Raw genomic sequence first — 17,366 nt, forward strand, 5'->3', positions numbered from 1 at the left:
AAAATATCATTTATATTGATATTTCATGACATGTAAAAAAGGAGCTCACAAAGTGAACTCCTTTTATAACGTAAAATTATTTACTTAAATATTCTTTAACAATTGAACTTACAAGTTTACCATCAGCACGGCCTACAGTTAAAGGTCTGACTTTCGCCATAACTTTTCCCATCTCCTTAGGAGAGTTGGCACCAACTTCAAGCGCAGCTTGTTTTACAATTTCAAGAATTTCATTCTCGTTTAACTGTTGAGGAAGGTAATTTAGCAAAATCTCAATCTCAGTCTTAGACTTATCTACAAGATCCTGTCTATTTCCCTTTTCAAACTCAAGCATAGCTTCTTTTCTTTGCTTGATTTCTCTTGCTAAAATTTCTATAACTTGCTCATCTTCAATTTTGACATTGTTAGTTTTTTCAACTAAAAGTACAGCTGCTTTAGCCATGCTTAAAACTTCAGCCTTAAATTTTTCTCTTGCCTTTAAAGCCTGTTTCCAGTCCTCTTGAAGTCTTTCTTTTATTGTTGGCAATATAATACCTTCTTTCAAAGAAATTCTTTTATAGAACTCTGCTATTATTTAAACTTTCTCTTCCTAGCAGCTTCTGATTTTTTCTTTCTCTTAACGCTTGGTTTTTCATAATGTTCTCTTTTTCTTACTTCTGAAAGAACACCTGCTCTAGCGCATTTTCTTTTGAATCTTCTTAAAGCACTTTCTAGTGTTTCATTTTCTCCAACTCTAATTTCTGACATCTACTATCCCTCCCTCCGCTAGCTAATATGTTATAATGCACAGCCGTGGGCTTTAAACAACACACGCTATATTATACAATACTATATTTTACAATGTCAAGAACTTCATATAATTATTGTTAGCCTGGAGGCCATTTAAGACTTCTTCCTCCTAGAATATGAAAATGTAGATGATTTACAGTTTGACCACCATCTTCACCACAATTATTAACTATTCTGTAGCCAGTCTCTGATATACCTAGTTCTCTTACTATCTTATGGATAACTAAGTATATATGTGCTATTATATCACTTTTACTTTCATCTATATCATTAGCACTCGCTATATGTTCTTTAGGAATAACTAATACATGTACTGGAGCTTCCGGGTTTATATCGTGAAAAACAAACACCTTATCATCTTCATAGACTTTTTTTGACGGGATTTCTCCTTTTGCTATTTTACAAAAAATACAATCATTCATGTTTTCACCCCCTTAATCTATTATTTCTCCATAGGCTACTCCATTTCCTGCATCATTTATTTTTACTTTAATAATTTTACCTATTAAGTTTTTTTCTTTAGAACAAACTATAACCTTTATATAGTTATGAGTATATCCTTCATATAAGTCCTGTTCATTTTTTACCTTTTGCTCAAATAAAACAGGTATCTCTGTCTCTATATATTTTTCTATAAATTCTTTTTCATTTCTTAGGTCTAGCTCTATTAGTTTTTTACTTCTTTCCTCTTTGACATTTCCATCTATCTGATTTTCCATGTCAGCAGCTCTAGTACCTTTTCTAGGAGAATATTTAAATATATGCATCTTAGATAACTTTATTTTATTTAAAGTCTCGTAAGTTTCATTAAACTCTTCTTCTGTTTCGCCTGGGAATCCTACTATTATGTCTGTAGTTAAAGACACATCTTTTATCTTTCCCCTTAAAATATTTACTATACTCTCATATTCTTCTATGTTATATCTTCTATTCATTCTTTTAAGAGTTCCATTAGAAGCACTTTGTAGTGATAGATGGAAATGAGGACAAAGTTTTTTAAACTTTGTGATTCTTTCAACCACTTCTTCAGTAAAGAAAGTTGGATCAATAGATCCTATTCTAACTCTTTCAATTCCATCTATAGTTTCAATTTTTTCAATTATATCTATAAGCGTTATCTTCTGATCTAATTCTACTCCATAAGAGGCTATATGTATTCCTGAAAGTATTATTTCTTTAAATCCATTCTCAGCTAAAACTTTAACTTCTTCAATTACTTTTCTAGGATCTTTAGAACATACTGCGCCTCTAGTATATGGTATTAAACAATAGGCACAAAATCTATTACAACCATCTTGTATTTTTAAGAAAGCTCTAGTTTTATCTTGATACTCTTCGATTCTCAAATCTTCAAACTCCTTATTTCTAAGAACTTCTGAAACTTGAACCTGCATCTTACCTTCATCTTTAGCTTTATTAACCCAATAGACCACTTCTCCCTTGTTTCTTGAGCCTAATACTACATCTATGCCTTCTATGCTACTAACCTCACTAGGAGCTATCTGAGAGTAACATCCTACCGCTGCAATAACAGCATCTGGATTTTGTCTTCTTCCTCTAGAAATCATCTGTCTAGATTTTTTATCTCCCATATTAGTAACTGAACAGGTATTTATAACATAAACATCTGCAACTTCGCTAAAGTCTACAACTTCATATCCTTCTCTTATAAACTTCTCCATCATAGCTTCTGATTCATATACATTAACTCTGCAACCTAATGTTGCAAATGCCACTTTCATTACTCATTTCCTCCTAAATCTCCAAGCTCATATTGAAGCAATGATCCACAAACAAAACCTGCTGTTTCAGTTCTTAGAATTCTTGGTCCTAAAGTTACAATATAAGCTCCATTATCTTTAAGTTTTTCTATTTCCTCTTCTTCAAATCCACCTTCAGGACCTATTATAATCCCAAGTTTGTTTACACTTTTATCTATGTTCTTAACTAAAGACTTAACTCCAAAGTTTTCAGCATTTTCATAAGGAACTACAACTAAGTCCATAAGTTTCAACTCTTCCTCTAACTCTTTAAAAGAAATAGGAGAGTTTATCTTAGGTATAAAAGTTCTCTTACTTTGTTTTGAAGCTTCTAAAGCTATTCTCTCAAGTCTATCTAACTTCTTAAACTCACCCTTTAACTTAACGTCAACTCGCTCAGTTATTATTGGAGTTATTTCTTTAAATCCAAGTTCTGTTCCTTTTTGAACAATTAAGTCCATCTTTGCAGCTTTAGGAAGTCCTTGAAAAAGATATACTTCAAGTGGACTTTCATTATTAACTTCTAACTTTTCATCTATAACTACTTTAACTTCAGTCTTAGTTATTTCTGTTATTCTTCCTAAAAACTCTTCTCCTTGAAGATTATTTATAACTACTTTTTCACCTTCTTCAAGTCTTAGAACTCTATATATATGTTTAACATCTTCACCTAGTATTCTAGCCTCATTCTCATAAAACAGTTCTTTAGGAGTAAAAAACTTATGCATTCTCTTCTCTCCTTATTTTAACTTTGCTATTATACAATTCCACTCGCCATCTTTATTAACTTCTATAACTTCAAACCCATTTTCTTCAAGGTTCGCTATAACCATTTCTCTTCTATCATGGATTATTCCTGATGTTATAAAGATTCCATCTTTATTAAGTGCCGTTTTAACATCTGGAGTTAAAATACAGATTATTTCTGCTATGATGTTTGCAACAACTAAATCCGCTTTTCCATCTACTACATCTAAAAGATTACCCTCTAGTATTTCTATATTGTTGACATCATTAAATGTTAAATTCTCTTTTGCAGAGTCTACTGCAACTGGATCTAAGTCAACACCAACTACATGTTTAGCTCCGAGTTTAGCTGCAACTATTGCAAGAATTCCAGAACCAGTTCCTATATCAAAAACTACAGTATCTTCTTTAGTGTATCTTTCTAATGCCTCAACACACATTCTAGTAGTTTCATGAGTTCCTGTACCAAAAGCCATACCTGGGTCTAGTTCAACTATTAAATCCTCGCCTTCAGCCTTATAGTCTTCCCATATAGGTTTAATTACAATCTTTTTACCTATCTTAGTTGGTTTATAGTACTGCTTCCAGTTGTTTGCCCAATCTTCTTCTTTCATCTTTGTATAGATAACTTCTGCATCTCCCAAATCGAAGCCCATTTCTTTTAGTTCTTCAACTTTCTTTTTAATATAAGTAACTACTTCTTCTATCTTATCTTCTTCTGCAAAATACCCTTTTACACAAGCTGCTTTTCCTTTATATTCTAATATATTTAAATCTGCAAAATCCCAAGTTAAAGGTCCTTGCTCTCTATCTAATATATCATTAGGATCCTCTATAGCTACCCCCTTACAATCTAACGAGTAAAAAATAGCTGATACTGGTTCAAGAGCCTCACTTCTTGTTATTACCTTAACTTCCATCCAAGTTCCTTGCATTAAATTCATTCCTTTCTACATCCATTGACTAATATAATATTTTACACGTAAAGAGTAATTATGTCTATGGCATTTTAGAATTAACAATTGACTATCAAATATTACTTGATCACCTTATTTTGTACTATTGGTTTACTCTTTTTGTTGTATATTACAACTGTTATAATCGACACAAGAACAATAACAGAATTCGCAGCAATAGTCCCTGCCCAAGTCATAGTCATGGCCCCGAAGAGCGGTGATGCAGCGTTAAACATGGTGTGAAATAATACACACATAAACACACGGCCTTTTCCTGATATCTTGTAGATTGCTCCGTTGAAAAAACGAAACGCAATGAGTTGAACTGAAAACATCCAAAAGTTAATTAGTCCATCTCCATGATTCGTCCCTGGAATAAAGAAAAGTGGGATATGCCACGGAATCCAAATGAGCCCAGCCAAAATAGAAGATATAATAAAACCATATTTTTTATCAAGTCTAGGCTGCAATACGTACATCCAGCCAGATTCCTCTAAGCCACCAATAATAAGATTACCAGGCAAAGAAAGAAAAATCATATAAAATGGAAGGACCATTTTAGTGGTTCCTGTGACTACCATATGAGTCAAAAAATAAAGCGCAAGCCCTCCTATAACGAACAAATAGAGAGATATTTTATTCTTGACGTAAAAAACATTTTTCAACCATTCTTTAAGACCTGTTATTTTATTATTTTTCTTAAGAACTATATATGATGCAATAGCAGGCGATAAAATATATATGGCAAAAGGAATATTCATTACGAATTCCCCTAACGAGTTAACCCAATTATGAACCGAATATCCAAATTGTCCAAGAACAATCAATATGCCTGCTACAATATAAGCTATGCAAAATGTTAAAATCGTAAATTGTACTACTATCTTTTTATCCGTCTTCATTTCTTTACCTCACCTTTTAAAAGCCATGTTAGAATCTAACAAATGGTCAATTTGAATTTTATTAACAATTCTATCTTACCACATAAAAACAAAAAGAAGGCTATGTAATAAGGATCTTCTAACGCCTTACTACATAGCCCTTTATAAACATATTTAATTATTTTGCTGCCTTAGCTGCATTTATTATTTCTTCGAACTTAGGTTGTTCTGCTATTTCACCTAAATATTCTACATGCGTTACCTTATTATCTGAATCAACTACAAATGCCGCTCTAGTTAAAAGCCCTAACTCTTTAACATATGTTCCAGTAGCTTCTCCAAAAGCTCTATCTTTATAGTCAGAAACAGTTACAACATTTTCAATGCCTTCTGCTGCACACCATCTTGCTTGAGCAAAAGGTAAGTCCATTGATACAGTGTAAACTGTGACCCCTTTAAGTTCAGATACTTTTTCATTAAAGGTTCTAACCTCTAAGTCACAAACAGATGTATCTACAGATGGAACTGCTAAAAAAATTCTTACTCCCTTTGTATCTTTTAATGTTAATGGAGATAAATCATTTTTTGAAACAACAAAGTCTCTAAATGTATCTCCTACCTTAACTTCTTTTCCTACTAATGTTACTGGATTTCCTTTAAAATTCACTTGCATAATCCTATCTCCTCTCACTTTATCTATATTATTATATTTAATTATTAATTTTATCTATATTCATTATATACACTTACTACTTTTCCTATACAACTATATTTTACCAAATAATTTTTACTTGTCAATAGTTATTATTAGTTAATTTCAATATGTATTTTATTTTTATTGTATTATAATGGAACCGATAGCCTTTTCAATCCGTCTAATGGTTGAAAGAAGGAGGGATGAGATTGTTTTTATTAGTCAAAAGAGCTAAAAAAGGTGACAAAGAAGCCTTTTCTCAATTAATTAAGGACATAAGAATTGATTTGTATAAGATATCTAAGGGTTTCTTTAAAAATGAAGAAGACATAAAAGATGCTGTAAGCGAAACTATATTAACGGCTTATCAGAAGATAAACACCTTAGAAAATGAAAAACTATTTAAAACTTGGATAATACGAATACTTATAAACAAATGCAATGACATTTTAAGAAAAAACTCTAAAATTATTTTCTTAAACAATGAGATTGATGAAATTACCTATGATAAAGATCCTAATGAATATCTAGATTTATATGAAGCTATCAACACCTTAAATGATGATATAAAAATCTTAATTATTCTTTACTATTTTAATGATTTATCAATAAGTGAAATATCAAAAATCACAAATATAAAAGAAGGTACTATTAAATCTAGGTTATCCAGAGGTAGAGATAAATTATATTTAATTTTGAATGCTAATAAAGAAGGGAGTTTTGTAAATGGTAAATAATAATTTAGATAAAAGAATAAAAAATATAACTTCAAAAGTTGAACCACCTAAAGACTTTATAGATTTTACTGACAGTATTCTTGATTCCTTAGAACCTAAATCACAACCAACTAAGATAAACAGATTTCGAAGACTTCCTATGGTAGCTTCTTTTGCTTTAATATTTTTATTTATCTTCTTATCCCCTGTTTATGCTCAACTTACAAGCGTTTTTGATTCTTTTAAATCTTTAAATATTTTTAACAAAGACAACAGTGATGATTATATTAATAGCTTAAATATAACTGCAAAGGACTCTGATGTAACTTTTAATTTTAAAAATCTAGTTATAAGTGGTGATTCTATTATACTAAGTTATGAAGTAACTACCCCCTATAAACCTACTTCACTTCCTGGTATATGGGACTCAGATGTAAATATAAATGGTAAGAAAGTTGAAGATCCATTAACTGAGGACTATGGAACCTTAATCTCAAAAGATAATGGGTATACTTATGACATGGTTTCAACAATAGATATTTTAGATATAAAAAACATAAGTGAAAATGATAATATAAAACTAAAGTATACTATTAAAAACTTTGATGGTGTTGATGGAAAATGGGACTTATCTTTAAACCTTCCTAAAGATAAATTATATGATAAGGTTTATTATGCCGATACAAATAAAACTTTAGAAACCTCACAAGGCGATGTTACTTTTGATGAAATTTCTTTGGGACAATTTTTTGTAAAATCTATTTATACTATAAATAATGCTAGTAAAGACTTTAAATTCCTCCATTATATAATAAAAACTGATAAAAATGAAACACTGTTTAATTATAGAGGATCCTCAGCCTCAATAGATGGATCCTCAACAGGTGAAGATTATTTTTCATCTATAAAAGAAAGACCAGATAAAATCTGGATTATACCTTATAAAACCAATTATGATGTTCCAAGTTTGTTAGTTAAAGAAATCCCCGCAAAAGATTTAATAAATCTTCCTAAACCTTATGCTATCAGAATATCTGAAGACTTAGTCTTAAATATTCTTGAAACTTCTTATAAAAATAATAATTTAGAAATTAAATATAAATTCGATGGTGTTTGCTTTGATCCTAATATAGTTTCATTAAAGTATAATGATGATACCTATGTTAATCAAAAATATGGCTTTAATCCTAATTTACTAAGAGCTGATGAAGGAACCCTAACCTATGAAATTTCTAACTTAGATGATTTTAAACTTAAAGTTGTTAATCCAAACCACATTATTCCTGAATATGATAAACAACTAGAACTATCAGTTAAATAAAATTAGGGACAGTTAATGAAAATAATCATTAACTGTCCCCTTTATTGCTTATATTAATCTGGCATTAATATAAATCTTAATATAAATAAGAATGCCATTATGTACATAATTGGATGAACATCTTTTCTTTTACCTGTAAACACCTTCATTAGTGGGTAAAATATCATTCCTACAGCTATTCCGTTAGCTATTGAATACGTAAATGGCATCATAGCTATTGTAAAGAAAGCTGGTACAGCTTCTGTAAAGTCTGAGAAGTCTATTTCCTTAACAGCACTTAGCATAAGTACTCCAACTATTATAAGAGCTGGCGCTGTTGCACTCGAAGGAACTACCCCTATAAGACTGCTAAAGAATAATGAACATATAAATAATATACTCACAACTACATTAGATAATCCAGTTCTAGCTCCTGCTGCTATACCTGCCGCTGATTCTACAACTGTTGCTAAAGTTGTTGTACCTAAAAATCCACCTATAGTAGTTGATACTGCATCTGCAAATAGGGATTTTCTTAAATTCTTAGCTTCTCCATTTTCATCTACCATTCCTGAAGTTTGAGCAGTTCCAACTAGAGTTCCCAAAGAATCAAACAAGTCAACTAAACTTAAAGTTATTACAACCATAAAAATAGTAAGTATAGCTCCTATTAATCCGCCCCCATTATGAGATAATAGTCCTTTAAAGTCTAATGCTAAAAATGTATTTCCTATTGGTGGTAATGAGAATACATGCACATCATTAAGCTTTGTTATCCCCATCGGAATCCCTATTATAGTAGTTATTATAATTCCTATAAGCATGGCTCCTTTAACGTTTCTAGCCATTAACACAGCCATAATAACTAAACCTATTATTGTAAGTATAACTGAACTATTTTTAAAATCTCCAAAGGCTACTAAAGTTGCAGGATTAGCTACTACTATTCCTCCACTTTTTAAACCTATCAATGATATAAATAATCCTATACCTGCTGTTATAGCAAGTTTCAAGTTATGTGGCATAGCATAAACTATTTTTTCCCTTATAGAGGTTAAGGTTATGATTATAAATAATATCCCTGATATAGATACAGCTGCTAATCCTTGCTGCCATGTATATCCTAATTTCAAACAAATATTAAAAGCAAAGAAACTAACTAATCCAAGACCTGGAGCCAATACAAAAGGCATATTAGCATAAAAAGCCATAATAAGTGTACCTACTGCTGCTGCAATACATACTGATGCAAATGCAGAACCAACTACAGGGTCGTTTGCTATAGTTAAAACTGCTGCCTCATCACCCTTTAAACCTAAAGAGTTCATTCCTCCAAGTTTTAAAATATTAGGAACAACTAGTAAAGCATAAGCTATAGTTACAAAGGTTGTAATTCCACCTAATATTTCTGTCTTTACATCTGTTCTGTTTTCTTTTAACTTAAAGATTTTTTCCAAAATATTGTTTTTTTCAGTTTTCATAAAAAGCCTCCTCATATGTAATGCAATAAAAAAGTACCCGCTTGGAATAGGTAAACCAAACTGGTACAGTAAATACTTAACATCACCATTGATTTACCCATAGCGAAATTTTTACGGAATTTCGTAGAAACATCTGAACCGTATTATCAGATATATATGGGCTTGTACTTTTTGACTGACTTAACCATGATATAATAAGGCTTTCGCAATGTCAACTGGCGATTAATTTCTTATAAAAACCAAAAAATCTTCGTTAGATTTTTCTTCTGAATATTTATAGCCTTCGCACTCAAAATCTTTAATCCCCTCAATAGTTTCTATCTCATTTTCAATTAAATACCTTGTCATAAGACCTCTAGCTCTTTTTGCATATATACTTATTATCTTATATCTTCCATTTTTATAATCTTTAAATACAGGTGTAACAACCTTATACTTTTTCTTTAATTCCTCAAGCTTTGCTGCCTTTGAATATTCCTCTGAAGCTAGATTTACTAGAACTTTTGTTTTTTCTTTACTTAATTCATTATCTAAAACCTCAAGTATCTTATCACCCCAAAACTCATATAAATCTTTTCCTGATTTATTTTTAAGCTTTGTTCCCATCTCTAGTCTATGTTCTTTAATTCTATCTAGTGGTTTTAAAACCCCATAAAGACCAGATAATATTCTTAAATGTTTATCTCCATACAAAACGGCTTCATCTTTTAAAGAGTTTATATCTAATCCCCTATAAACATCTCCATGAAATGCAAATATAGCTTCTTTAACAGGATTTAATTCATATTGCTGAAATCTATAAAAATTAAGTTCTCCAAGTTTCTCAGAAATTTTCATCAATGAACAAATATCTTCTGGACTAAACTTTTTCAATTCTTTTATAAGTTTTTCTGATTCATTTATGAAATTAGGAGTTCTATCACTAACTACATTTGATTTATCACTAAAATTTAATGATTTTGCTGGTGAAACTATATATATCATATTTTGTCCTCTCATTCTTTTTATTCTTTATCTATAAATCTATTAAAACAAATAGATAGTTTAATTTCAATTATTAAAAATTTCTACAAATTAAACTTCTGCTAAATTTAATTTTACACAACCAATAGTTAATGTATTAACAATTATTGACAATCATTCTCAGTAATTTTATAATTAAAGCATAATATAAAGCATTTTAGGAGGTATTTATTTATGAGTAAAAAAACAATCGGTATAATTGTAGGTAGTCTTAGAAAAGATTCCTTTAATAAATCTATAGCTAATTATGTATCATCAGTATTTCCAGAAGATTATGAAGTTAAATTTATAGATATAAGTAATGTTGATATGTTTAATCAAGATCTTGAGGATAATCCACCAACATCCTGGATAAAACTTAGAGAAGAGGTTGCTTCTTCTGATGGTTTCCTATTCTTTACTCCAGAATATAATCGTTCTATCCCTGCAGTTTTAAAAAATGCTCTTGATGTTGCTTCAAGACCATATGGCAAAAGTGTATGGGGAGGTAAACCAGCAGGAATTGTGAGTGTTTCACTTGGTGCAATTTCAGGGTTTGGTGCTAACCATCATTTAAGACAAGTACTTACTTTTTTAGATGTTTATACATTACAACAACCAGAAGCTTATATAGGAAATGTTATGGCATTATTAGATGAAAGCGGCAATCTATCAAATGAAGGCACTAAAGAATTTCTTAAATCCTTTGTATCTGCTTTTGTAAAGTTTTCCGAAAAATTCTAACTTAAAAAGACTGTGCAGCACTCTTATACTTCGCAGTCTTTTTCTATCATGGTAAAACTTTATAAAAAATAAAAACCTAGCCATAAAACTAGGTTTTATTTTTATTCTCCGAATATTTTATCCATAAAACTCTTTTTATTTTTTGAATCTTTATGTTTTTCATGAGATACTTCCTGATTTTGAAGTTCCCCTGAAGCTTCCATAAACAATCTTAATGCTTCTTTTTGTTTTTCATTTAAAGCTTTTGGAATATCAACTATAACTTTAACATATTGATCTCCACGAGCTGATGAGTTAACCCTTTGAACACCCTTACCTTTAAGTCTAAATAATGTTCCAGATTGAGTTCCTGACGGTATGCTATATTTAACCTCACCATCAATTGTAGGAACTTTAATATCTACTCCTAGTGCTGCTTTTGCCATAGAGATATGTTCATCAATATATAAATCAAAGCCTTTTCTTGTATAAATCTTTGATGAAGCTACTGATATCTTAACATATAAATCTCCTGGAGGACCTCCATTTACACCATGGTCTCCTTGTCCCCTTAAAGGCATAACATTTCCTGTATCAACTCCAGCAGGAATATTAACTTTAATCTTTCTATTTTTTCTTACTCTTCCTTTACCTCTGCAAGTATCACAAGGTGCTTCTACTACTTTACCTGTTCCACCACAAACATCACAAGTTGAAGAACTAACAAAGTTTCCTAGTGGAGTTCTTCTCTCAACTCTTACTTGACCAGAGCCTCCACACTTAGAACAAGTCTTAGGTGAAGTTCCAGCTTTTGCTCCTGTTCCATGACAAGTCTCACAATTTTCTGTTCTTGTTATTGAAATTTCTTTTTCTACTCCAAATATAGCCTCTTCAAAACTTAAGTGAAGAGTATATTCAAGATCCGAACCTTCCCTTGGGGCATTTCTTCTTGAGCCACCACCGCCCCCAAAGCCTCCTCCAAAGAAGCTTTCAAATATATCTCCAAAGCCTCCCATATCAGAGAAATCAAAACCACCTTGACCAAATCCACCTGATCCGTCAGTTGTACCAAACTGATCATATTGAGCCTTTTTCTGAGGATCACTTAAAACTTGATATGCTTCATTTATTTCCTTAAATTTCTCCTCGGCTTCTGCATTTCCTTGATTTTTGTCAGGGTGATATTGAATTGCTAGCTTTCTAAAGGCTTTTTTAATTTCATCATCTGAGGCCCCTTTTTGAAGACCTAAAACTTCATACAAATCCTTTGACGCCATAAATCCACCACCTATTAAACTTAATTAAAAGGGAAGAGTAGTTCTCCCTTCCCTATCAAAATATTATATGCTATTTATCACTATGGTTTCAACTATTTATCGTCTTCTACCTTAAAATCAGCATCTACAACATTATCATCTTGAGCTGCTCCTTGGTTTGCTCCCATGTTATTTGGGTCAAATCCTTGTCCTTGAGCATTAGCATCTTGATAAATTTTTGAAGAAACAGCATAGAATTCTTGAGTTAACTCATCTGTAGCTTTCTTTATAGCTTCTAAGTCTTCTCCATCCTTGATTTTCTTAACTTCTTCTAATTTAGCTTGTATCTTGCTCTTATCTTCAGCTGATACTTTATCTCCTAAATCAGTTAAAGCTTTTTCTGTTTGGTAAACTACTTGTTCTGCATTATTCTTTATTTCTATAGAATCTTTTCTCTTCTTATCTTCTTCTGCAAATTTTTCTGCTTCTTTTACTGCCTTATCTATTTCATCATCTGAAAGGTTAGTTGATGCAGTTATTGTTATATTAGCTTCTTTACCAGTTCCTTTATCAGTTGCAGAAACCTTAACGATTCCGTTAGCATCTATATCAAAAGTAACTTCGATTTGAGGAATTCCTCTTGGTGCTGGAGCTATTCCAGATAGTGTAAATCTACCTAAAGTTTTATTGTCAGGCGCCATTTGTCTTTCTCCTTGAACTACGTGAATTTCAACGCTAGTTTGGCTATCAGCTGCTGTTGAGAACACTTGGCTCTTTCTAGTTGGTATAGTTGTATTTCTTTCTATTAATGGTGTAGCAACTCCACCTAATGTTTCTATTCCTAAAGTTAAAGGTGTAACGTCTAGTAATAATACATCCTTAACATCTCCTGTTAATACTCCACCTTGAATAGCTGCTCCTACAGCAACACATTCATCTGGGTTAACTCCCTTTGATGGATCTTTTCCAGTAAAGTTTTTAACAGCTTCTTGAACAGCTGGTATTCTTGTAGATCCTCCAACAAGTAATACCTTATCTATTTCTCCTATGCTAAGACCTGCATCATTTAAAGCCTTTCTCATTGGTTCTATAGTTCTTTGAACTAAGTCATGAGTTAATTCATTGAATTTAGCTCTAGTTAATGTTAAATCTATGTGCTTTGGACCTGTAGCATCAGCTGTGATAAATGGTAAGTTTATTATTGTTTGAGTTGATGAAGATAATTCTATCTTAGCTTTTTCAGCAGCTTCTTTTAATCTTTGAAGAGCCATCTTATCGTTTCTTAAATCTATACCATTTTCAGCTCTAAAGCTTTCAGCTATAAAGTCTATAATCTTTTGGTCGAAGTCATCTCCACCTAGTTTTGTATCTCCATTAGTAGCTTTAACTTCGAAAACTCCATCTCCAAGTTCAAGTATAGATACGTCGAAAGTACCGCCACCTAAGTCATATACAAATATTTTTTGGTTAGTATCCATTTTATCTAAACCATAAGCAAGCGCTGCTGCTGTTGGTTCATTTATTATTCTTAATACTTCTAATCCTGCTATTTTTCCAGCATCTTTTGTTGCTTGTCTTTGAGAGTCATTAAAGTAAGCTGGAACAGTTATAACTGCTTGAGTTACAGTTTCTCCTAAATAACTTTCTGCATCAGCTTTAATTTTTTGTAAAACCATAGCTGAAATTTCTTGTGGGGTATAGTCCTTGCCATCTATGTTAGTTTTATGGCTAGTTCCCATATGTCTCTTTATTGATATTATTGTTTTATCTGGATTTGTTATTGATTGTCTCTTTGCTACTTGACCTACTAATCTATCTCCATTTGCTTGAAAAGATACTACTGAAGGAGTTGTTCTTGCACCTTCTGCGTTTGCAATAACAACTGGATCTCCACCTTCCATTACTGCTACGCATGAGTTTGTAGTTCCTAAGTCAATTCCTATTACTTTTGCCATGTTAAATTTCCTCCTTAAATTCAGTTAAATTAGTTTACAACTTTAACCATTGAATATCTTATTACTTTTTCACCTTTTTTGTATCCTTTTTGGAATACTTCTGATACCTTGTTAGGTCCAAAATTTTCATCTTGATCATGCATTACAGCTTGATGAAGATTAGGATCAAAATCTCCTGAAGCATCTATTTCTTCAACGCCTAACTTCTCAAGAGAACCTTTGAAGCCTCTTATAGTCATTTCTATTCCTTTTTTAAGGTCATCAACTGATCCATCAACTGCCACTGCTCTCTCTAAGTTATCAAGAGTAGGAAGCACTTCTTTTATTACATCGTAACATGCATCAGTGTATATACCTTCTTTTTCTTTTTGAGATCTTTTTCTAAAGTTTTCATACTCAGCACTTAATCTTACTAGTCTTTCCTTTAATGCCTCAACTTCGTTATTAAGTTTTGTATTTTCTTCTTTTAATTTAGAATTTTTTCCTTTAAGCACATCTTCAATAGAGATTACTTCTTCAAATTCTTTATCTCCTAAAACTTCTGCTTCTTCAGCAGTTTCTTCAACATTTTCTTCTACGTCTTTAGAAGTATCTTCTGTTTCAGTAATCTGCTCTCCTTCTAAGTTTTCATTTTTTAAATCTTCAGTGTTAATATTCTCTTTTTCCAAAATCCTTACACCCCTTCTCTCTAGTATTATTTTAAGCTCTGATTGTTAAGAACATTATTAAGCTCCTTCATTACCTCTGCCATTATAGAAATAACTTTAGAATAGTTTATTCTCTTAGGTCCAATTAATCCAACTGTTCCAAGAGCTGTTTCTCCTAAAATGTATTCAGCAGAAATAATACTACAGTCTTTTGCTTGAGGTAAGAAATTCTCATCACCTATCTTTATTGATATTCCATGATCTGTGCTTATTAATTGATTTACAGTATCTTTGTTATAAAGAAGCTGTAAAATCTCTTTAGCTCTATCAATATCGTTATATTCAGAGTAATTGAATATATTGGTGGTTCCTTCCATAAATACCTCAGAAGAATCCGATGATTTTAATGTTTCATATAAAAGAGCTAAAACTCCATTTAATATTTCATCAAACCCTTTTAATTCATGAGTAAGCCTGTTTATGACTTCAAGGTTTATTTCTTCTATACTCAAATTAACAAGCCTATCATTCAGTATATTATTTATTTTTGTTACCGTCTCTATACTTAAAGGTTTATTTATCTTAAGTAGCCTATTTTTAACTACTCCACTATCAGTAACAATTACACATAGAATATTTATTATATCTATAGGTATTAATTGTGCAGATTTCATTGAACTTTTTCTAACTGATGGGGCTTTAACCACACAAGTTAATCTAGTTAGTTCAGATAAAAGTGAAGAGACTTGCTTTAATATACTATCCACCTCAAATAAAGCAGTATCAATAATATACTTTTTAATCATTAATTCTTCGTCTAAACTTAGTTTCTCGTAAGACATAAGTTTATCCACATAAAGTCTATAGCCTTTACTAGAGGGTACTCTTCCGGCAGATGTATGAGGTTGTTCCAAGTAGCCTAACTCCTCTAAGTCTGCCATTTCATTTCTAATTGTTGCAGAACTTATTCCCAATTCGTATTTCTTAGCTAAAGTTCTAGATCCTACTGGCTCTCCTGTGTTTATAAAATCACTAATTATGGCTTGTAGAATCTTAATTTTTCTTTCATCTATTGCCATAGTATCACCTCTTTTATTAGCACTCACTATCATCGAGTGCTAACGACTACGTATTTAATATATTATTTATAAGTTTTTTTGTCAATAAACAGAAATATTAATTAACTATGCTATGACTCAATTTAGAGAAATAATCTATATATTACTTAAAAATTCTGCTATTTTCTCTATATTACTACTGTTTATATTTTCCTAATTATTAACTTAACAAAAAATCACTCATAACGTAATTACTTAGTTGAATGCCTTCTTTATTTAAATATATTTTCCCATTATCTTTATTTAATAATCCTTTTTTTACGTGATTATTAATTACATCTTTATAAATGCTTTCCATAGATACATTAAATCTTTCAAAAAAATCTTTTTCACTTACTCCTGATGTTTTTCTAAGTCCCAAAAACATAAACTCTTCCATAAGTTCTTCTTTTGATAAATGATTAGTTTCCTCAATACCGTTTGATTTTTTTTCTACTGACAAAATATAATCTTCAATCTTATCATAATTTTTAGTTCTAGTTTCGTTTAACAAAGATGCAGCAGCTACACCACAACCTAGATATTCTCCAAGTTCCCAATAAACTAAGTTATGTTTGCATTCTTTATCATCTTTTGAGAAATTAGATATTTCATATTGTTTATATTCTTTAGAATCCAGATACTCTACTGCATACTCATACATGGCTCTTTCTTCTTCCTCAGATGGTAGCTTAAGTTTTCCTTTTTCATATAGTTTGTAAAATGGAGTACCTTCTTCTACTATTAAAGAATAAGCTGATATATGTTCTGGACTAAGTTCAACTACTGAACTTAGAGTTTCTTCAAAGTCTTTCAGAGTTTGACTAGGTAAACCAAACATTAAATCAACATTTACGTTTTTAAACCCAACTTGTCTAACTAAGTCGTAGTTTTCTTTAAACTCTGTAAAACTATGAATTCTTCCTAAACTTTTAAGCAAACTTTCATTTGAACTCTGCAGACCTAAGCTAAGTCGGTTAACTTTGTACTTCTTCATAAGTTCTAACTTGTCTCTAGTTAAAGTTCCTGGATTACACTCAACTGTAAACTCTACATCTTCCTCTAAGTTTAAACTACTTACATTCTTAAGTAGTTTCTCTAACTCCTCATAAGGTAGATAACTCGGAGTTCCACCACCTATAAATATAGTCTTAAAACTATAGTCCTTTGAAGTGTTATTGATTTCTATATTTAAAGCATCTACATACTTACTCATCACATCTTCTTTCCCACTATAAGATGAGAAGTCACAGTACTTACACTTTTGCTTACAAAAAGGTATATGTATGTATAATGATATTTTTTTCATAAAATCCTCCTTAACTAAATAAAGGGCATCACAATTTAAATTGCAATCCCCTT

General features: G+C 31.2%; 18 protein-coding genes and 1 riboswitch. Of the genes, 3 read left to right on the plus strand and 15 right to left on the minus strand.

Annotation, left to right across the window (positions count from 1 at the left end; translation table 11 throughout):
* Positions 1-76: 76 nt before the first annotated feature.
* The 8 genes from P8F83_RS11195 to tpx form a co-directional block, all read right to left on the minus strand.
* Positions 77-526, minus strand: a complete 450-nt coding sequence (locus P8F83_RS11195; protein ID WP_073018782.1) for a GatB/YqeY domain-containing protein — start codon at positions 524-526, stop codon at positions 77-79.
* Between the two features lie 44 nt (positions 527-570).
* Positions 571-747, minus strand: a complete 177-nt coding sequence (gene rpsU, locus P8F83_RS11200; RefSeq protein WP_021801013.1) for a 30S ribosomal protein S21 — start codon at positions 745-747, stop codon at positions 571-573.
* A gap of 119 nt (positions 748-866) precedes the next feature.
* A complete protein-coding gene (locus tag P8F83_RS11205) occupies positions 867-1,211 on the minus strand; it encodes a histidine triad nucleotide-binding protein (RefSeq protein WP_238902521.1) in 345 nt (114 codons plus the stop codon).
* Between the two features lie 12 nt (positions 1,212-1,223).
* Positions 1,224-2,531, minus strand: a complete 1,308-nt coding sequence (gene mtaB / locus P8F83_RS11210) for a tRNA (N(6)-L-threonylcarbamoyladenosine(37)-C(2))-methylthiotransferase MtaB (protein WP_326514657.1) — start codon at positions 2,529-2,531, stop codon at positions 1,224-1,226.
* Positions 2,531-3,277, minus strand: coding sequence for a 16S rRNA (uracil(1498)-N(3))-methyltransferase (locus P8F83_RS11215; RefSeq protein ID WP_326514658.1), 747 nt, complete (start codon positions 3,275-3,277; stop codon positions 2,531-2,533). The genes mtaB and P8F83_RS11215 overlap by 1 nt, the downstream gene beginning before the upstream one ends.
* Before the next feature lie 12 nt (positions 3,278-3,289).
* Complete coding sequence (gene prmA / locus P8F83_RS11220; protein WP_326514840.1) at positions 3,290-4,231, minus strand: 50S ribosomal protein L11 methyltransferase; 942 nt, start codon at positions 4,229-4,231, stop codon at positions 3,290-3,292.
* A 101-nt stretch (positions 4,232-4,332) separates the two neighbouring features.
* Positions 4,333-5,154 carry a CPBP family intramembrane glutamic endopeptidase gene (locus P8F83_RS11225; protein ID WP_326514659.1) on the minus strand — a complete coding sequence of 274 codons (822 nt, stop codon included), beginning with the start codon at positions 5,152-5,154 and terminating at the stop codon, positions 4,333-4,335.
* 157 nt (positions 5,155-5,311) lie between these two features.
* On the minus strand, positions 5,312-5,806 hold the full coding sequence (gene tpx / locus P8F83_RS11230; protein ID WP_073018771.1) for a thiol peroxidase: 495 nt from the start codon (positions 5,804-5,806) through the stop codon (positions 5,312-5,314).
* 230 nt (positions 5,807-6,036) lie between these two features.
* Between tpx and P8F83_RS11235 the strand changes: the two genes are divergently transcribed.
* The gene (locus P8F83_RS11235) at positions 6,037-6,564 is read left to right on the plus strand and encodes a sigma-70 family RNA polymerase sigma factor (RefSeq protein ID WP_326514660.1); all 528 of its coding nucleotides are present in this window, start codon (positions 6,037-6,039) and stop codon (positions 6,562-6,564) included.
* Entirely contained in the window at positions 6,554-7,864 is a 1,311-nt protein-coding gene (locus P8F83_RS11240; protein ID WP_326514661.1) for a DUF4179 domain-containing protein, read from the plus strand. The genes P8F83_RS11235 and P8F83_RS11240 overlap by 11 nt, the downstream gene beginning before the upstream one ends.
* 53 nt (positions 7,865-7,917) lie before the next feature.
* Here the strand turns inward: P8F83_RS11240 and P8F83_RS11245 are convergent, their stop codons facing one another.
* Complete coding sequence (locus P8F83_RS11245) at positions 7,918-9,324, minus strand: NCS2 family permease (protein ID WP_326514662.1); 1,407 nt, start codon at positions 9,322-9,324, stop codon at positions 7,918-7,920.
* An 80-nt stretch (positions 9,325-9,404) separates the two neighbouring features.
* Positions 9,405-9,504, minus strand: a riboswitch (purine riboswitch).
* 42 nt (positions 9,505-9,546) lie between these two features.
* Positions 9,547-10,308 carry a peroxide stress protein YaaA gene (yaaA, locus tag P8F83_RS11250; RefSeq protein WP_326514663.1) on the minus strand — a complete coding sequence of 254 codons (762 nt, stop codon included), beginning with the start codon at positions 10,306-10,308 and terminating at the stop codon, positions 9,547-9,549.
* A gap of 213 nt (positions 10,309-10,521) precedes the next feature.
* Here yaaA and P8F83_RS11255 point away from each other — a divergent pair, with 213 nt between their 5' ends.
* A complete protein-coding gene (locus P8F83_RS11255; protein ID WP_326514664.1) occupies positions 10,522-11,070 on the plus strand; it encodes an NADPH-dependent FMN reductase in 549 nt (182 codons plus the stop codon).
* 101 nt (positions 11,071-11,171) lie between these two features.
* On the opposite strand, the gene dnaJ is transcribed toward P8F83_RS11255, so the two are convergent.
* The 5 genes from dnaJ to hemW all read right to left on the minus strand — a co-directional run bounded on the left by dnaJ (position 11,172) and on the right by hemW (position 17,313).
* Positions 11,172-12,326: a molecular chaperone DnaJ gene (gene dnaJ / locus P8F83_RS11260; protein WP_326514665.1), complete on the minus strand. Its 1,155-nt coding sequence runs from the start codon at positions 12,324-12,326 to the stop codon at positions 11,172-11,174.
* Positions 12,327-12,418: 92 nt separating this feature from the next.
* Entirely contained in the window at positions 12,419-14,260 is a 1,842-nt protein-coding gene (dnaK, locus tag P8F83_RS11265) for a molecular chaperone DnaK (protein ID WP_073018758.1), read from the minus strand.
* Positions 14,261-14,289: 29 nt separating this feature from the next.
* Entirely contained in the window at positions 14,290-14,928 is a 639-nt protein-coding gene (gene grpE / locus P8F83_RS11270) for a nucleotide exchange factor GrpE (protein ID WP_326514666.1), read from the minus strand.
* A 26-nt stretch (positions 14,929-14,954) separates the two neighbouring features.
* A complete protein-coding gene (hrcA, locus tag P8F83_RS11275; protein WP_073018753.1) occupies positions 14,955-15,986 on the minus strand; it encodes a heat-inducible transcriptional repressor HrcA in 1,032 nt (343 codons plus the stop codon).
* A 199-nt stretch (positions 15,987-16,185) separates the two neighbouring features.
* Positions 16,186-17,313 (minus strand): radical SAM family heme chaperone HemW, encoded by a 1,128-nt coding sequence (hemW, locus tag P8F83_RS11280; RefSeq protein WP_326514667.1) that lies wholly within the window; start codon positions 17,311-17,313, stop codon positions 16,186-16,188.
* Positions 17,314-17,366 lie beyond the last annotated feature (53 nt).

The sequence above is a fragment of the Clostridium intestinale genome, assembly GCF_035905475.1.
GTDB classification, from domain to species: domain Bacteria; phylum Bacillota; class Clostridia; order Clostridiales; family Clostridiaceae; genus Clostridium_T; species Clostridium_T intestinale.

Excerpts from the sequence above, each read along its gene's own strand:
- rpsU (WP_021801013.1), bottom strand. The coding sequence starts at position 747 with ATGTCAGAAATTAGAGTTGGAGAAAATGAAACACTAGAAAGTGCTTTA.
- P8F83_RS11205 (WP_238902521.1), bottom strand. The coding sequence starts at position 1,211 with ATGAATGATTGTATTTTTTGTAAAATAGCAAAAGGAGAAATCCCGTCA.
- mtaB (WP_326514657.1), bottom strand. The coding sequence starts at position 2,531 with ATGAAAGTGGCATTTGCAACATTAGGTTGCAGAGTTAATGTATATGAA.
- P8F83_RS11215 (WP_326514658.1), bottom strand. The coding sequence starts at position 3,277 with ATGCATAAGTTTTTTACTCCTAAAGAACTGTTTTATGAGAATGAGGCT.
- prmA (WP_326514840.1), bottom strand. The coding sequence starts at position 4,231 with ATGCAAGGAACTTGGATGGAAGTTAAGGTAATAACAAGAAGTGAGGCT.
- P8F83_RS11225 (WP_326514659.1), bottom strand. The coding sequence starts at position 5,154 with ATGAAGACGGATAAAAAGATAGTAGTACAATTTACGATTTTAACATTT.
- tpx (WP_073018771.1), bottom strand. The coding sequence starts at position 5,806 with ATGCAAGTGAATTTTAAAGGAAATCCAGTAACATTAGTAGGAAAAGAA.
- P8F83_RS11240 (WP_326514661.1), top strand. The coding sequence starts at position 6,554 with ATGGTAAATAATAATTTAGATAAAAGAATAAAAAATATAACTTCAAAA.
- P8F83_RS11245 (WP_326514662.1), bottom strand. The coding sequence starts at position 9,324 with ATGAAAACTGAAAAAAACAATATTTTGGAAAAAATCTTTAAGTTAAAA.
- yaaA (WP_326514663.1), bottom strand. The coding sequence starts at position 10,308 with ATGATATATATAGTTTCACCAGCAAAATCATTAAATTTTAGTGATAAA.
- P8F83_RS11255 (WP_326514664.1), top strand. The coding sequence starts at position 10,522 with ATGAGTAAAAAAACAATCGGTATAATTGTAGGTAGTCTTAGAAAAGAT.
- dnaJ (WP_326514665.1), bottom strand. The coding sequence starts at position 12,326 with ATGGCGTCAAAGGATTTGTATGAAGTTTTAGGTCTTCAAAAAGGGGCC.
- dnaK (WP_073018758.1), bottom strand. The coding sequence starts at position 14,260 with ATGGCAAAAGTAATAGGAATTGACTTAGGAACTACAAACTCATGCGTA.
- hrcA (WP_073018753.1), bottom strand. The coding sequence starts at position 15,986 with ATGGCAATAGATGAAAGAAAAATTAAGATTCTACAAGCCATAATTAGT.
- hemW (WP_326514667.1), bottom strand. The coding sequence starts at position 17,313 with ATGAAAAAAATATCATTATACATACATATACCTTTTTGTAAGCAAAAG.